Raw genomic sequence first — 16,270 nt, 5'->3', positions numbered from 1 at the left:
CGGAGGGCATTTTGGCCAGCCAATCACGACAGGAGTTAACGGAACGTTCTCGGAATACGCCGCAACTTTGCCTTGTTTTTGCCGACAATCTGCCCTGATCCCAGATTCGGTTCCAAAAAACTGTGTATCCTTAGGGCCTTAAGGAACAAAGCTGTTAACGATGATTAAGAAAGTCTTAATCACGGCCATTTCATTCGTATCGCTCAACCAATAGGATGTTCGCGGATGAGCGGACAAGCTGCCGGCGGGCATGCTTGCGGTCCGCGGGGGATTATGAATCCGGCTTCGAGCTTGCGGGGGCATTTTTGCCAGAGCGGCCGGATGCGTAAGTTTAAGAGGGCTCGGACTGCACATGGCGAACAATCCCAAGAAGGTCAAAGATCCCACTGAAGTCGCGCTCTCCGCTATTCAGGAAGCGCTCAACATCAGCGACACGCCCATCGATACCAGCCGAAATTCGATCAGCGGCGAACTCACGCCGCCGATCATGCCCTCCGCCGCGCCGGCCTATTCAGAAACGCAGTTCGACACGCGCGCCGGCGCCGAGCGGCCGGCGTTTGATTCGATCGACGAGCCGCGCGGCCCCCGTCGCGCCGCCAACGACGATCGCGAAACCATCGGACAGATTCTGCAGGCGATCCAGAAGAACCATCCTGCCCGCAGCGTCTACACGCTTGCCACCGTGTTTGGCGGCGTCTGGGTGCTCGGTTGCGCCCTTCTGACCGCCAGCTTCCTGCCCTCGCTGCAGGCGGCGATCGGACAGAGCGGCGGCGTGCTGGTGCTCGCCGGGCTTGCGGCGTTGTTCTTTGCGCCGGTGCTCTTGTTCTATTTCCTCGCCAGCCTTGCCTGGCGCGGCCAGGAAATGCGGATGATCGCGCAGTCGATGGCGCAGGTCGCGATCCGCTTCTCCGAGCCCGAGGGGGCCGCCGCCGATTCGATGGTGACGGTCGGTCAGGCAATCCGCCGTGAAGTCGCCGCGATGGGCGACGGCGTCGAGCGCGCGATCGCGCGCGCCGGCGAGCTGGAAACGCTGGTCGCCAATGAAGTCGCAGCGCTGGAGCGCGCCTATAGCGATAACGAAGTGCGCATTCGCGCGCTGCTGCAGGACATCGCCCATCAGCGCGACAATCTGGTCGGCCAGGCCGAGCAGGTTCGCAGCGCCATCTCCGGCGTCCAGATCGACTTGCGCCACGACATCGCGCTGATCTCGGACGCGATCGCCTCACGCGTCGACGAGGTCGCAAAAAGCATCACCGGCGCACTGGAAGAGCGCGGCCAGCACATCACGAGCGCGTTGAGCCATGCCGGCGACAACATGATCCTCGCGCTTGGCGAGCGCGGCGGCGACCTGCTCGATCGTCTGGAAGAAGCCAGCGCCGAGACCACGCGTGCCGTGCTCGACGCTTCCGAGCGGCTGACCACCAGCCTCAACTTCAAGACCGGGCACGTCCATGACGAGTTCGTCGATCTGGCCGATCGCGTCCATGAGATGCTGAACGAGCGCCTCGATCGCATCACCAGCGAATTCGAGCAGCGCTCCTCGACCATCGTCGACGGCATCTCGGACCGCACCGAGCAGGTCCACGACTCCCTGAAGAATTCCTCCGATTCGCTCTTGCTCGAACTCGAGCTGCGCTCAGGTGATCTCGTCAGCAAGATCGACGACGCCGGCAACCGCCTCGCGAGCCGCATTCTCACCTCCGGCGACAAGGCCAGTGACGCGCTGGACGTGACCGTGAACACGCTGGTCGCCAAGGTGATCAGCCAGACCGAGAACGCGCACGACAGCCTCGCCCTGCAGATGAGCGCCTTCGACGAGCTGGTGAAGAACCAGGGCTCGGAGCTTTCGGAAAAGTTCGCCCGTGACAGCGGCACGCTGGGCGCGCTGATCACGCGGCACATCTCCGAGTTCGATCGCACCGTCAAGACCTTTGGCGGCGACATCGTCGAGCGCATGGGCCAGCGGACCCAGGAGATATCAGACAACCTGAAGAACTATGTCGACACCTTCGACACCCGCCTGGTCTCGAACAGCGGCGAGATCACCGCTTCGCTCGATCAGCGGCTGCTGCAGTTCGAAACCCAGCTCGGCACCCGGGTCAACAGTCTCGACGCTTCGCTCGACAACAAGATCAAGTCGTTCGACGAGACCATCGACGGCCGCCTGAAATCGCTGGAAACCACCTTCGACACCCGCGCCAAATCCGTCACCGAAACCATCGACGGCCGCCTCAATACGCTGGCAACCTCGTTGACCGATGGCGCGACGCAGGCGATCCAGTCGATCGACCAGCGGCTCACCCTGCTCACCTCCTCGCTGACCGAGGGCACCGCACAGGCGATTGCCGCGGTCGACCATCGCATTGCCAACGTCACCGAGACCATCGACGGCCGCAGCGCCCATTTGACCGACACCATCCAGGCGCGGTTCCAGGACATTCATCAGGGCATCGAAACCCGCGTCGGCGACATTGCCAACGGCGTCGAGACCAGGGTCGGCGCCATCGCCAGCGACATCGACACCCGCGTGGCGCAGTTTGAGGATCTGCTCGGTTCGCGCATCGAGGCTGTGGCCGGCCGGATCGAAAGCAGCGGCCGCCAGGCAAGCGAAGATATGATGTCGCGCGCCGAAATGCTGTCCTCCGGCATCAAGTCGCATGTCGAGGACGCCGAGCGTTCTCTGACCAACCTCGTGGTCAATACCTCCGAGACCATCCAGACCGGTGCACGCAGCGCGCAGCAGGCGCTGCTGACGGTTTCCTCCGATGTCGGCGCGCAACTCAAGCTGACCTCGGCCGAGGTCGAGGCCGCCCTCACCGCGGTGGGCACCGGCGCGGCCAATTCGATCCTGACCAGCGCCAAAGATGCTCAGACCTCGCTGGTGTCCGCGTCCTCCGAGGCTGCCGCCCAAATCAAATCTCTCGCCGCCGACGTGGAGCGCACCCTCTCGGCCGCAGGCGACGCCACGGCCGCATCGGTTCTCGCCGGCGCGCGCGAGGCGCAGACCACGCTGGTGACCGCGTCCACTGAGGCCGCAAGCCACGTCAAGTCGCTCGCCATCGACGTCGAGCGCTCGCTGTCGGCCGCCGGGACGGCAACCGCTGAAGCCGTTACCGCAGGTGCCCGTGAAGCACAGAGCACGTTGGTCACCGCCTCTACCGAGGCCGCCAATCAGGTCAAGTCGCTTGCAGCCGACGTCGAGCGTTCGCTCACGATCGCCGGCACGGCGACCGCCGAGGCTGTCACCGCAGGTGCCCGCGAGGCGCAGAGCACGCTGGTTGCCGCCTCCACCGAGGCCGCCAATCAGGTTAAGTCGCTTGCGGCCGACGTACAGCGTTCGCTCACGATCGCCGGAACGGCGACCGCCGAGGCGATCACGGCAGGCGCCCGCGAGGCCCAGAATACCCTGATGAACGCGTCAGCCGACGCATCGACCCAGGTCAAGGCGCTCGCCGCCGACATGGAGCGTTCGCTCTCGATGGCCGGCAATGCCACCGCCGAATCGATCACGTCGGGCGCACGCGAAGCCCAGAACGCGTTGATCACGGCGTCCACGGAGGCCGCCAACCACGTCAAGTCGCTGGCGATCGACGTCGAACGCACGCTGACTTCCGTCGGCACCGACACCGCGGCCTCCATCCTCGGCACCGCGCGCGAAGCCCAGAACTCGTTCTCTGCGACCTCTGCCGAGGCCGCCAATCAGATCAAGGCGATCGCCGCCGACATGGAGCGTTCGCTCGGCACCGTCACCGCCAGCACGACCGATACCATCCAGACCACGGCGCAGAACGCGCAGAGCGTGCTGGTCGCCGCAACGAACGAGGTCAGCTCCAAGGTCAAATCGACCTCGGCCGATATCGAACGTTCGGTGCTCGCCGCGAGCAGCAATTTCGGCTCGACGATGACCGGCAAGACCGACGAAATCGTGACCTACGTCCAGCAGCAGACCGACCGTCTGGCGCAGATCGTCGACAGCCGCCGCGGTTCGTTGGTCGAGGCGCTCAGCGCCAGGACCACGCAACTGACGACAGACATCGACCGTGTCACCGGCGACGCCCTGAAATCGATCGAAATACGCGGCCAGGCGTTCTCGCAATCGATGTCGACCCACGGTTCGGAAGTCGCGCGCACGATTACCACCGCAGGCGACCTCGCCACCGGCGCGGTGGCCAAGTCGCTGAAGGACCTCGAACAGGCGTCGCGCTCGGCCATCGACCAGTCGCGCCAGGTATCGATCGCCGCCGTCACCGAAATGCAGGAGACCAGCAAGATCCTGCGCACCGACACGGTGGCGCTGTTCGAGCGGCTGCGTGAAGGCAACATCCTGCTGCAGGAAGTGCTCACCGGCGCCCACGACAATCTCAACTCGCTGGAACGCGCGCTGGTGACCCGCGTGGCCGACTTCGTATCCGCGATGAACGACGTCACCGCGCGCAACGGCGTCGCGACCCAGACGCTGGAAGACCAGTTGACCGTGTTCAACTCCAAGACGACGAAGGCGCTGGAGGATCTCGGCGCGCTGTCGATCGAGTTCGAAAAGCACGGCAAGGAGCTGGTCGAAGCAGCCGGCGTGGTCGAACAGGCCAACCGCTCCACCTCGACGTCGGTCGCCGACCGCAAGTCGCAGCTCGAATCGCTGGTGACTACCATAGACCTGCGCACAACCGACCTCGACCAGCGGCTGTCGCGCTTCACCGGCCTGCTCGACGAATCGCTTGCCGCGGCGGAAGAACGCGCCCGCGATATCGCGCGCGTCGTGGCGGAAACTGCCGGCGCAGGATCGGCCGCGATTAGCCGCCAGTTCGAAGCCGTGCGCGCTGCGGCCGAAAACGAGCGGCAGCAGACCCTCGACGCCATGAACGATCTGTACCAGCAGAGCACGCATGAAACCGATGCGATGTTCAAGCAATCGACCGAGAAGTTCGCTACAATGGTGCAGTCCATGAAGCAGATGGCCGCCGAAATGCATCAGGAGCTCGAGGCGACACGCAACGAGCTGCGCCGCGGCGTGCTCGAGATGCCGCAGGAGGCGGCCGACAACACCGCGCAGATGCGCAAGGTGATCGTCGACCAGATCGAGGCGCTTGCCGAGCTCAACCGGATTGTCGCGCATCATGGCCGCGGTCTCGACGTCGTGACTTCCGGCCGCGCCAGCGTGCAACGCCAGGAAGAGCCCGTGATGGCAGCGGCCGCCGGCGGCCGCAACGAAGTGCGGATGCGCGACGCCGGCAGCGCGTCGACGCTGCCGCCGCCGGATCTCGGCATGCCCGCCCCGCGCCGCGCCGAAGCCCCGCCGGTCAGTCCGGTGAGCCAGGATGCCGGACGCGGCGACGGATGGCTGTCCGACCTGCTCCACCGCACCGACGCAGGTACGGGACGCGAGGCTCCCCGTGGCCGCTCGCCGCAGACCCCGGCCAATCCGCTGGAGTCGCTGTCGCTCGACATCGGCCGGCTGATGGATCGCAATCTCGCCGCCGAAATGTGGGATCGCTACCAGCGCGGCGAGAGCAAGGCGTTCAGCAAACGCCTCTACACGCCGGCCGGCCAGAAGGCGTTCGATGAGGTCGCCCGCAAATATCGCGCCGACCGCAGCTTCAAGCAGACGGTCGACCGCTATATCGCCGAGTTCGAACGGCTCTTGGACGAAGTTGCACGCGAGGATCGCGGACCACAGGCGCTGCGCGGCCACCTCACCTCGGAGACCGGGCTGGTCTACACCCTGCTCGCGCACGCAGCGGGACGGCTGGGGTAAGCAGCGAATAGCGAGTGGCAAATTGCGAATGGAAAACGGAGGCCTCGCGGCCTCCGTTTTTCGTTCAAGATGCGGATATGTTCGTCATTGCGAGGCGCAAAGCGACGAAGCAATCCATTCTTTCTTACGTGAAGGCATGGATTGCTTCGCGGAGCCTGTCATCGGGCGCGCGTTCGTGCGACCCGTTGGCTCGCAATAACGCGGCGAAAGCGCAGCTTCGCGGGCGGTGACAAAGTGAGGCAAGCCATTCGTTGCCTACTGCCGCTTCTGCCCGCTCGGTGCCCTCGCCGGTGCCGCCGGCGCTGGTGGCGGCGCCGCCGCCTGGCTGTTGCTGCTGCCTCCCCCGAAGATCACCCGGGTCGGGTTGCGGTCGAAATTGTTCACGGCGCGGCTGATGTCGGAGAGTGTGCGGCGGCCATCGGCCATCAGCGCGCCCGACCGCTTGTCGAAATCCTCGGCCAGTTCGCGGATCGACTTGACCATGAGATTCAGTTCGCCGCCGGCGGCGCCGCCAGCGATGGTGTTAAGCCCGAGCATGAGACTGTCGGCCTTGCCCATGACGCCATCGACCCTGAGCATGACGTTGTCGATCTTCTCGGAGTTGCGCGCGAGCGCAGCCGTAAAGGTCTCGAGGTTTCGCAGCGAGTTCTTCACCGATTCCTGATTGTCGGCGACAAGCCGGTTGACGTTCTGCAGCGTGGCGCGGATCGACTCCGTGACATCCTGGAGCGCGCCCGGGTCGGCGGTCAGCATCGGCACGCCGTCCTCATCGAGCGGCACGGCAGGCGCGGTCTCCTCGCCGCCCTTCAGCGAGATCGCCGCGACGCCGGTCAGCCCCTGGAATTCGAGACCGACGAGGGTGTCTTTCCGGATCGGGGCATTGTTCTCGACCATCGCCAGTGCGACCACGCGCCGCGGGTTGTCGAGTTTGACCGAGACAACTTCCCCTATTCTAATACCGTTAAAGTTGACGCTGCCGCCGTTGCGCAACCCGGACGCCGGGCCTTCGAATACAATACGTATCGGGCTGCGCTGCTTGGTGGTGTGCAGGCTCTGAAACCACAGCACGAAGCCGAATGCGGCGGCGATCACCGCCAGCGTGAAGGCTCCGATCAGGACGTAATTCGCCCGCGTTTCCATAATTCAAGGTACTCCGAAATCAGATCTATCCAGCGTCGCCGATAGACCCGTCATTTATCTCATGTTTGAGCACGATCTGATCCGAAAAACCGATCACACTTTTGGGGGCCCTAGCCCATGACCGCGCGGGCGCGCTTGCCGTGAAAATATTGCCTCAGCCAGGGATGCTGCGAGGCCTGCATGTCGGCAATCGATCCTGCGGCAATGATCTTACCGTTCCCTAAAACCGCGATGCGGTCGCAGGCCGTATAAAGGCTGTCGAGATCATGGGTTACCATGAAAACCGTCAGGCCCAAAGTACGCTGCAGGGTGCGCACCAGCTCGTCGAAGTCCCCGGCGCCGATCGGATCGAGCCCCGAGGTCGGCTCGTCCAGGAACACCAGCTCGGGGTCGAGCGCCAGCGCGCGCGCCAGCGCCACGCGCTTGATCATGCCGCCCGACAGTTCGGACGGATAGCGGTCGGCGACTTCGGGCCGCAGGCCCACCATGCCGAGCTTGGCCACCATGATCTCGTCGAGCAGCCGCTGCGAGACGTTGAGATATTCGCGCACTGGAAACTGGATGTTCTGCCGCACGGTGAGAGAAGAAAACAGCGCGCCTTGCTGAAACAGGATGCCCCAGCGGCGCTCGACGCCGCGGCGCTCGGAGGCGCTCGCTGCATCGAGATCGACGCCGAACACCTCGATGCGTCCACTGAGCTTGGGCACCAGACCGATGATGGTGCGCGTCAGCACCGATTTTCCGGCGCCCGACGGGCCGACAAACCCCAAGATCTCGCCGCGCTTGACGTCGAGGTTGAGTCCATCGAGCACCCGCGTCTTGCCGAACTGCACGGTGATGTCGCGGACCCGGATGATCGCGTCGGAAATCTCACCCACCATGGTCACATTCCGATCGACGCGAAGAAGATGGCGAACACGCCGTCCATCACGATCACGAAGAAGATTCCCTTCACCACCGAGGACGTCGTGTGCTGCCCGAGCGACTCGGCACTGCCCTGCACGGCCAGTCCCTCGACGCAGGCGACGATGCCGATGACAGCCGCCATCACCGGCGCCTTGATGAGGCCAACGACGAAATGGTCGATCGAGATGGCGTCGCGAAGCCGCAGCAGGAAAGCCTCGGGCTCGACCCCGCCATAGAGCCACGCCACCAGCCCGCCGCCGTAAAGCGCCGCCATCGCGCCAAGGAACGCCAATATCGGCAATGCCAGCACCAGCGCCAGCATCCGCGGCAAGATCAAAACCTCGATCGGATCGAAGCCCATGGTGCGCAGCGCGTCGATCTCTTCCCGCATCTTCATCGAGCCGAGTTCGGCGGTGTAGGCCGAGCCCGAGCGTCCCGCTACCATGATCGCCACCAGGAGCACGCCGATCTCGCGCAGCACCAGCACACCCAGCATGTCCACCACAAAGATGTCGGCGCCGAATTTGCGGAAATGGAAAATGCCCTGTTGCGAAATGATACAGCCAATCAGGAACGTGATCAGCACCACGATCGGCACCGCGCGCCAGCACACCTGCTCCAGGTGATGGATGGTCGAGGTCAGGCGGAAGTGGCGGGGACGAATCAGGACACGGGCGGCCGCGGCGAGCACCGCGCCAAGCATATCGATCAGCCCGATCAAGGTGCCGCCGATGCCGGCCACGGCGCGGCCGATCTGCTCCAGCATGCCCGTGATCGTCAGTCGGTCGGTCTCAACGATTGGCTCGGCCTTCACCCGCCGCACCTCGTCGACAAGGCTGGAATAATTGGCCGAGAGCCCGGCGATCTGCGCCTCGACGCCGCCATGGGTCAGGCTGCGGCGCAGCCGCTCGATCAGCCAGGCGCCGAAAGTGTCGAGCTTCGACACCTGCGAGACGTCGATGGAGATGTTGGGCCGGGTGCCGCCGAGCTTCTCGGCGTCGGCGACCATCCGTTCCAGCACCGGGGCAAAGCGCGCCGTCCACGAGCCGGCCGCGCACAGCGCCAGCCCGTTGCCCCTGGCTATCCGCTCCAATGTCGGGTCGCCGCTCACAATGCCCACCCCTCGGCCGATACCGATGCGAATCCCTTGGGTTCCGCGCGCCGTATTGCCTTGTCGAATCTGCCCCTAACCAGCCATAGTTGGTAGCGGCGGGCAAGCTTGCGGTTCAGGAAATTGCCAGATTTTAAAATGACTTCCAGCCTATCTCGAAAGCTTGCCGTCAGCATCGAACGCTGGCCCATTGCAGGCGCGTTCACCATCAGCCGCGGCGCCAAAACCGAGGCCGTCACCGTCGTCGCCATCGTGAGCCAGGGGGACTGTAGCGGGCGCGGCGAATGCGTGCCCTACCCGCGTTACGGCGAGACGGCGGAGGCGACGCTTGAAGCACTTAATGCGATGCAGAAGCCCCTTGCCAAGGGACTGGACCGAGCGGCCCTGCAGGCGGCGATGCCGGCCGGCGCCGCCCGTAACGCGCTGGATTGCGCGCTATTGGATTTTGAGGCCAAGAGCTCCGGCCAACGAGTCTGGACACTGCTCGGACGGCCGGCGCCGGGCCCCTGCACCACCGCCTTCACGATTTCGCTGGGCACGCCGGAGGCTATGGCGTCGGCAACCGCCAAGGCCGCGCATCGGCCGCTCCTTAAGATCAAGCTCGGCGGCGACGGCGATGACGAGCGGATTGCGGCGGTCCGCAAGGCGGCCCCCCAATCCGAATTGATCGTCGATGCCAACGAAGCCTGGACGCCGGACAACCTCGAATACCACCTCGCCGCCTGCGCCAACGCCGGGGTCACGCTGGTCGAGCAGCCGCTGCCGGCCGGGCGCGACGAGGCGTTGGCCCGCATCAAGCGCCCGGTCGCGGTCTGCGCCGACGAAAGCGTGCATGACCGCGCCTCGCTGGAAGGCCTGCGCGCGCGCTACGATGCCGTCAACATCAAGCTCGACAAGACCGGCGGGCTGACAGAGGCGCTCGCGATGGCGGATGCCGCCCAGGCGCTCGGCTTCGAGATCATGATCGGCTGCATGGTCGCGACCTCGCTGGCGATGGCGCCGGCCATGCTGCTCGCGCAGCAAGCGAGATTCGTCGATCTCGATGGCCCCCTGTTGCTGGCGCGCGACCGCGACGGCGGCCTGCGCTACGACGGCAGCCTGGTCTATCCGCCGGAAGCCGCCTTGTGGGGCTGATGCGCGAGCCGGTCCCGCGCCAGCCAGACCACCAGCCCGCCGAGAGCGGCCATCGCCGCCATCACGTAATAGATGCCCTGCCCAAAGGTCTCGTAGATCGTGCCTGACGCGACCGAGGCGAGGCCGGCGACGATGCCGCCGCAGGCGGTCAGATAGCCCTGTGCGCGCGCCATCACGTGGCCGGGCACGTGATGCAGCATCAATCCCATGATGCCGACCTGCGTCAGCCCGAAACTCAGCGCATGCGCGAGCTGGACGATCGCGAGAACAGCGAGCGGCAGGTCCTGCGCCGTCAACACCCAGCGTGTGGCCGCGCTCAGCGCCGCGATCACCACCAGCATCGACGGCTGCAGGGTGAACCGCGGCGACAGGGCGAACAGCACGATCTCGGCGATCACGCCGAGCACCCACAGAACTGCAATCGTCAGCCCGTCGAACCCGGCTTGCTGCCAGGCTATCGACGCGAAAATGTAGTAGGCGGCATGGCTGCCCTGGATCAGCGCCGACGCCACGATGATCGCGAGAAAGCCGCCGTCGCGCAGCAATGCACGCGCGCCGCCGGCGGCCGGGCGTGTGCTCTTGACTTCGTCCAGCGGCTCCAGCGCAAGGCTGGCCAGCGCCCCGAGCGCCGCCGAGCCGGCGATGATCCAGATCAGGTTTCGGGCGGCGATGAGGTCGAGCAACATTCCGCAGACCAGCGCGCCCAAGACGAAGGCGGCCGAGCCCCACAGTCGCAACGGTCCGTAGTTGAGGCCGTAGCGCTTCACTCCCCGTAACGCATAGGCATCCGTGAGCGGCACCATAGGCGTCCACAGGCAGCAGGTCAGCGCGTAGATCAGGAACACCAGCACCGGCAAATGCTGGGTGCCCAGCACGAAAAAGCCCAAAGCGGTGGCGAAGGCGGTCAAGATGATGCCGCCGCGCAAGGCCTGCCGCCGTTCCGCAAGGCCCGTCACCACCGGAAGGACGGTAAATCGGCTCACCGGCGGCACGGCCGTGATCAGCCCTATCCAAAACGCATCGATCCCGACCGCCTTCAACCATACCGTGAAAAACGGCAGATGGGTGCCGGTCATGCCGAACAGCGTGCCGTAAAACAGCGCCACCCGGGTCGCGAATCGCTTCGATGCACCTTGAGAAGCGATGGGGATTTGTGATTCGCTTGGCATCAATTCAATTGCGATTCGGTCAATATCGTGTTGTTTCGTTATCGCAATGCGCGCCGATTTGCGCGAAGAGTTTGACATGGCCGACGAAGCATTCGCCCTTTCGCCGATCTCAGCACGCGCCGCGCTGCCGAGCGAGGAGGACTATGCTGCAATCGCCGAAGCCTTCATGGAGACTTCGCGGGGCCGCTGGTTCCTGACCGAATACGCCAAGCGCAACCGCAATGCCGACACCCGCATGGTGCTGGACGCAGTGGCGCGGATCGAGCAAAGCCTCACCGCCCAGCGGGAAGAGACCCTTCAGCGGGAAGCAAGCCTCCAGCGGGAGGAAGGCCTTTCGGCGCAGCAGGCGGCCGAGGCCGTCGCCGCGGCTGCCGCGGCGCAAGAGCGCCTGACCGAGGCGCTTGCCGCTATCCGCGGCGCGGTCGAGGCGGCCGAGGAATCGGCGGTCGAGGCGCTCGACAGCCTCGCGCTGGAGCAGCGGCTGGCCCCGGTCCGTAAGGGCGCGCGGGTGCTGCGCGAAATCGCCTGGCGGCTGCGCGAAATCGGCAATGACGGGCGAATTTGCGACCTGATCGATTCACAGGTCACCGTCATCGAAAAGGGCACCGAACAGTTCTCCTCCGAGGAGGCGCGAGCAGCGCTGCGTGCGGCCTTTGCCGCCCTCCAAGGCCGGCTTGTGGAATTCGGGGACGAGGACGGCGCGCCAGTGCCGGCTGCCGAGTCCGAGGCGGCGGCGCCTTCCCCGGCCGCGCAGGAAATGCCGCCGGCAGCGGAGACAACCTTCGCGCAGGAAGCACCGGAAACTGCCGAGACGCCGTTCGCTTCGATGGCCGCATCCGCGGAGGCCGTGCTTGCGGCGGCGGAAGCCGTGCTGACGGAAGCGGAAACGCCGCTGTCCGCCGAAAGCGCCACGGCTCCAGAGGCCTCGGTCCAAGATACCGCTGTGCAGGACGCGACCGCCCAGCACGCAGCCGCCCAAGACAACTCCGTCCGGAACGCCGACGCCCAAGACGCTGATGCCCAGGACGCTGATGCGCAAGACGAGGCGATCCTCGACATGATCGCGATGGAGATGGGTGCACCGGATCCGATCAGCGACGAGGAGATCGCCGAAGCGATAGCCGAGCAGGTCCGTCTGGCGGAGCCTGCGCCGATTGCTCCCAAGATCGTCGCTAAGGCGCCCGAACCGGTCGCCACGGCGTCGCCGCAGCCGGTTCAACCGTCGCCACCGCCCGCCGCCGCGCCGGCGCCCACGCCAGCGGTGGAAGTGTCGCTCGGCTCGACCCTCATTGCGAGCGGGATGCTGCGAAAGCCGGTCACGGCGGCCAACGACCCGCTGGCGCCGATCCGGCGCATGAGCCAAGCCGAGAAGATCGCGTTCTTCTCGTAAAGCGCTGCCGCCTGAAGCTCGCCGGCATCGACGACGCGCCCGCAGCATTTGTTGCACCTGCGAATAGTTCGCTTTCCGGTTGATTCGCCTCACCGCCGAGATCAAGCTGGCACGATTGTCTTCCCTGCGGAGATAGCCGTGAAAACCAGGATCATTGTCAATCCAATGGCCAACAAGGGTAACTGCGGCAAGCGTTGGCCGCAGATACGTGCCGAACTCGAAAAGCATCTCGGCCCGATCGATAGCGACCACATTGCGATGACCTGCGCGCGCAACCACGCAACGAAGCTGGCGCAGGAAGCCGTCGCTTCCGGTTACCAGCGCCTGATCTCCGTCGGCGGCGATGGCACCTTCAGCGAGATGATGAATGGCCTGATCTCGGACGATCGGCCGATCGCGCCCGACCTCGTGCTGGCGCAACTGCCGGGCGGCACCTCGAACGAACTCTCCCGCTCGTTCGGACAACTCTCGCTCGACCAGGCCAGCAAGGCCATCGCCATGGGACACACGCGAGACATCGACGTATTCCGCGCTGATGCCAAGGGCTATGCAGGCGACCAAGTGACGCGCTACGGCTTCGTGCTCGCCATCGTCGGCGCCGCCGCCACGATTTCCTGGCGCGCGCAACGCGTGCCGCTTTTGAAGCGGCTCGGCCCGATCAGCTACGTGCTGATGACGGCGTTCACGTCGCTAACCTACAGCCCGCGCCCCTACCGCCTCAGGATCGACGACGAGGACGAACAGAACCTGGCGATGTGGTCCCTGATGCTCTGTAGTTTCGACGGTGCAGGCGAAGGCCTGATGCTCGCGCCGGGCGCCGACCCCGGCGACCGCAAGCTCGATCTGATCATGGTCGGCGACATCGGACATTGGGAGACCCTGACCAAGATCGTCCCTAACCTCGGCGACGGCAGCTATCTGGCGCATCCGAAGGTCTCGCGGCGCCACGCGACGCGGATCACCATCGACAGCGACCGTATGGTCCGCGCCGACGTCGACGGCGAAAGCATCGGACAACTGCCGATGTCGGTGACGATGTTGCCGTTCCATTTGAAGGTGGCGGCGATCAATCGAATCTAACCCGAATTCGCCTCCTGCGACTTCGCGCTCACCGAGACGTCTGTTCTGGCTTAGCCTTGTCATCCCCGACGAGGTTCTTGTGAATTTTCCCGTCCTTCATGATGACCAGGAAATTCTTGGCCGGATCCTCAATCAGCTTGATGTTCTCGATTGGATTGCCGTCAACCAGCAGCAGGTCAGCCAACGCCCCTTCCTCCACCACGCCGAGCTTTCCCGGATAGGGATTGCGCTTGCCGGATAGCGCCAGCAATTCGCCGTTCGTCGCAGTCGCCATGGCGAGTGCTTCGGCGGGGGTGTACCAACGGACAAGCGAGGCCAGAATGGCCCCCTGGCGCTGGGCCAGCGCGCGGGAGAAGAGAACATCGGTGCCCCACGCCGTCTTGAGCTTGTACTTCTTCGCAAACTCGTAAGTCCTGCCAATGCCCGGCCACACCTCATCGGCCTTGGCTCGCTGAACCGAACCCTCGGGAAGGCCTGTCCTCATCTCTTCGGGGAGCGGCTGCAAGCTCAGCCAAACGCCCTTCTCGGCGATCAGCTTGGCGGTTGCATCGTCCATCAGGAACCCATGTTCGATACACTTCACGCCGGCGGCAATAGCCTGTTGGATTGCAGCCGACGTAAAGGCATGCGCGGCAACGTATGTGCCCCAATTCTCGGCCGCTTCCACCGCGGCGCGCATCTCGGGCCCGGTGAAGGTGACGGCATCGATCGGGCTGAAGGGCGATGACACCCCGCCGCCCGCCGTCAGCTTGATCTGCGACGCTCCCTGCATGAGTTGCTCGCGCACGCGCACGCGCACCTCATCGGGACTATCGGCGACCATGGCACCGCCGATCTGCTCCATGCGGGTGAGCACGCCGCCGATCGTTCGAGGCAGATCGGAAAGTTGCCGGAAGTCGCCATGGCCGCTGGTGACCGTAATCATTGCGCCGGACGGGTAAATGCGCGGGCCGGCGACGACGCCCTCATCGATGGCTTGCTTGAGTCCAAAGGCCGGCCCGCCCACGTCACGAACAGTGGTGAAGCCCCGCATGAGCGTGTCCGTCGCTTCCGCAGCCGCAAGAAGATTGTTGTAGCCGACGTCGCCCGCTATGGCGGCCGCCGGCGTTGGGCGGATCAACATCGCGTGCCAATGCGCGTCGATCAGTCCCGGCATCAGCACGCGTCCTCCGCCGTCAATGACGGCCGTTGGCGCGGCGTCTGCGGTGATCGCTGCGGGCGAGATCTTCTCGATCTTGTTGTCCCTGATCAGCACATTGGACGATGCTGAAAGCGTGTCACTTCTTCCATCGAAGATACGAACGTTCTGAAATAGCACAGCCGCGCCTTGCTGAGCTTGTGCAGGAAGTAAACCCGCCGTGAGGCTCAATGCCGTCGACGCAACGACTGCAAGAATTTTGACGACTCGATGCCAAGACATGGAAGACCTCGGCTGAATAACGCAGGGGTTCGGCAAGGACCAGAAACATCGCGACCGTAACGAGCGATGTTGGGAGGTGTTTGCCTGGAGATCATGCTCAAACAGAAAAAGGAGCGAGATAGCGATTTGAAGAAAGCCATCTCGCTCTAGTAGGCAGGGAGGAGCTACGCGCTTCGGGTGGTAGGCTGCCACGCGTAAGCCAACCATCCGATGCCATGGGAAATCAGATCGACGCCGAGCAGCAATCCGAGGACCCACAGGCCGGTCATCGGAAATCCGGTCAGAATGATGAGGCCAGCCACTACACCAAACGCGCCGGACAGCAGCATGATCCAGCCTGCGTCTCGCCAATGACTGATGCCGATCAGGATGCGGACGAAACCGGAAATCACCAACACCAGGCCCAGGACGTAGGTGAGAATCAAGGCGCTGGCGACCGGCTGGCCCACCAGCACGACGCCAAAGGCGATGTACAGGATGCCGAGAAGCACCTGCCATACGAAACCTCCCCACCCCTTGGTCCAGAATGCATGGACGATCTCGAAGGCGCCCGCGATGATCGAAACCCAGCCGATGAAGATGGTGCTGATCACGGTGACGAGCATGACGTCGCCGAGAACCAGGAAGCCGGCCAGGATCAAGGCGAGACCAAGCAGAACACAGATCCAGAACGGCGGCGCAGGCAGGTTGGTGACGCCCATCGGCGAGCTGTTGTCAACTGTGGTCATGTCAGCCTCCTCTATTTGGTCTATTTGGAGCGAAGCCGGCGAGAGTCGTGGCTAGCGCGTTCGCGCGAAGTTCGGCCGCCGCCGCGCCCGCCGGCTCAATGATCGTCATCGCCAGACGCAGACACGCCGGCCGCGACGCCAATAGCAGACGCGGCGCGGGCGACGCCGGCGCCAGTGAGGACGCCGGCGCCAGTGAGGAGGAGGCCGCCGTGGCGGCCGGGTCACCACGGCCTGAGCTTCTTCCTTGAAATCACCCGACTTCTTTCCGGGATCCTTCTGCATCGCGAGTGGCATCGCCTCGGCCGAACCGCCCAATATGTCCGCGCCCAATCCTGCGGCGACCACACCACCAAAAAGGCTAAGCAGCGCCGTGCGGCGATCGATTGCATCCATTACCTGGTCTCCTTTCCGGATGTCCCTTTGCCCAGCTCCGAAGCTCT

General features: G+C 64.6%; 10 protein-coding genes. 4 read left to right on the top strand and 6 right to left on the bottom strand.

Going from position 1 to position 16,270, the window contains the following annotated elements:
• The first annotated feature begins 352 nt into the window (after positions 1-352).
• Positions 353-5,752 (top strand): hypothetical protein, encoded by a 5,400-nt coding sequence (locus V1292_RS18755; protein ID WP_334374207.1) that lies wholly within the window; start codon positions 353-355, stop codon positions 5,750-5,752.
• 255 nt (positions 5,753-6,007) lie between these two features.
• Here the strand turns inward: V1292_RS18755 and V1292_RS18750 are convergent, their stop codons facing one another.
• The 3 genes from V1292_RS18750 to V1292_RS18740 all read right to left on the bottom strand — a co-directional run bounded on the left by V1292_RS18750 (position 6,008) and on the right by V1292_RS18740 (position 8,909).
• On the bottom strand, positions 6,008-6,892 hold the full coding sequence (locus V1292_RS18750; protein WP_334374206.1) for an MlaD family protein: 885 nt from the start codon (positions 6,890-6,892) through the stop codon (positions 6,008-6,010).
• A 110-nt stretch (positions 6,893-7,002) separates the two neighbouring features.
• Positions 7,003-7,773: an ABC transporter ATP-binding protein gene (locus V1292_RS18745; protein ID WP_065749298.1), complete on the bottom strand. Its 771-nt coding sequence runs from the start codon at positions 7,771-7,773 to the stop codon at positions 7,003-7,005.
• Positions 7,774-7,775: 2 nt separating this feature from the next.
• Positions 7,776-8,909 (bottom strand): MlaE family ABC transporter permease, encoded by a 1,134-nt coding sequence (locus tag V1292_RS18740; RefSeq protein WP_334374205.1) that lies wholly within the window; start codon positions 8,907-8,909, stop codon positions 7,776-7,778.
• Positions 8,910-9,047: 138 nt separating this feature from the next.
• On the opposite strand from V1292_RS18740, the gene dgcA reads away from it, so the two are divergent.
• The gene (gene dgcA, locus V1292_RS18735) at positions 9,048-10,043 is read left to right on the top strand and encodes an N-acetyl-D-Glu racemase DgcA (RefSeq protein WP_334374204.1); all 996 of its coding nucleotides are present in this window, start codon (positions 9,048-9,050) and stop codon (positions 10,041-10,043) included.
• Here the strand turns inward: dgcA and V1292_RS18730 are convergent.
• Positions 10,013-11,212 carry an MFS transporter gene (locus V1292_RS18730; protein ID WP_334374202.1) on the bottom strand — a complete coding sequence of 400 codons (1,200 nt, stop codon included), beginning with the start codon at positions 11,210-11,212 and terminating at the stop codon, positions 10,013-10,015. The genes dgcA and V1292_RS18730 overlap by 31 nt on opposite strands.
• Before the next feature lie 76 nt (positions 11,213-11,288).
• Between V1292_RS18730 and V1292_RS18725 the strand changes: the two genes are divergently transcribed.
• Together V1292_RS18725 and V1292_RS18720 are read left to right on the top strand one after the other, a co-directional pair.
• Positions 11,289-12,602: a hypothetical protein gene (locus tag V1292_RS18725; protein WP_334374201.1), complete on the top strand. Its 1,314-nt coding sequence runs from the start codon at positions 11,289-11,291 to the stop codon at positions 12,600-12,602.
• A 138-nt stretch (positions 12,603-12,740) separates the two neighbouring features.
• The gene (locus tag V1292_RS18720) at positions 12,741-13,682 is read left to right on the top strand and encodes a diacylglycerol/lipid kinase family protein (RefSeq protein WP_334374200.1); all 942 of its coding nucleotides are present in this window, start codon (positions 12,741-12,743) and stop codon (positions 13,680-13,682) included.
• A 28-nt stretch (positions 13,683-13,710) separates the two neighbouring features.
• On the opposite strand, the gene V1292_RS18715 is transcribed toward V1292_RS18720, so the two are convergent.
• Together V1292_RS18715 and V1292_RS18710 are read right to left on the bottom strand one after the other, a co-directional pair.
• Positions 13,711-15,102, bottom strand: a complete 1,392-nt coding sequence (locus V1292_RS18715) for an amidohydrolase family protein (RefSeq protein ID WP_442895620.1) — start codon at positions 15,100-15,102, stop codon at positions 13,711-13,713.
• Between the two features lie 164 nt (positions 15,103-15,266).
• A complete protein-coding gene (locus tag V1292_RS18710; RefSeq protein ID WP_334374198.1) occupies positions 15,267-15,830 on the bottom strand; it encodes an HdeD family acid-resistance protein in 564 nt (187 codons plus the stop codon).
• Positions 15,831-16,270: the final 440 nt, after the last annotated feature.

It is taken from the genome of Bradyrhizobium sp. AZCC 1719, from assembly GCF_036924525.1.
In the GTDB taxonomy this organism is placed as follows: Bacteria; Pseudomonadota; Alphaproteobacteria; order Rhizobiales; family Xanthobacteraceae; genus Bradyrhizobium.
This window is presented reverse-complemented; position numbering and strand designations above follow the sequence as displayed.

Bases quoted from the DNA above. Each gene is read 5' to 3' on its own strand.
- V1292_RS18755 (WP_334374207.1), top strand. From the start codon at position 353: ATGGCGAACAATCCCAAGAAGGTCAAAGATCCCACTGAAGTCGCGCTC.
- V1292_RS18750 (WP_334374206.1), bottom strand. From the start codon at position 6,892: ATGGAAACGCGGGCGAATTACGTCCTGATCGGAGCCTTCACGCTGGCG.
- V1292_RS18725 (WP_334374201.1), top strand. From the start codon at position 11,289: ATGGCCGACGAAGCATTCGCCCTTTCGCCGATCTCAGCACGCGCCGCG.
- V1292_RS18710 (WP_334374198.1), bottom strand. From the start codon at position 15,830: ATGACCACAGTTGACAACAGCTCGCCGATGGGCGTCACCAACCTGCCT.
- V1292_RS18715 (WP_442895620.1), bottom strand. From the start codon at position 15,102: ATGTCTTGGCATCGAGTCGTCAAAATTCTTGCAGTCGTTGCGTCGACG.
- V1292_RS18745 (WP_065749298.1), bottom strand. From the start codon at position 7,773: ATGGTGGGTGAGATTTCCGACGCGATCATCCGGGTCCGCGACATCACC.
- dgcA (WP_334374204.1), top strand. From the start codon at position 9,048: ATGACTTCCAGCCTATCTCGAAAGCTTGCCGTCAGCATCGAACGCTGG.
- V1292_RS18730 (WP_334374202.1), bottom strand. From the start codon at position 11,212: ATGCCAAGCGAATCACAAATCCCCATCGCTTCTCAAGGTGCATCGAAG.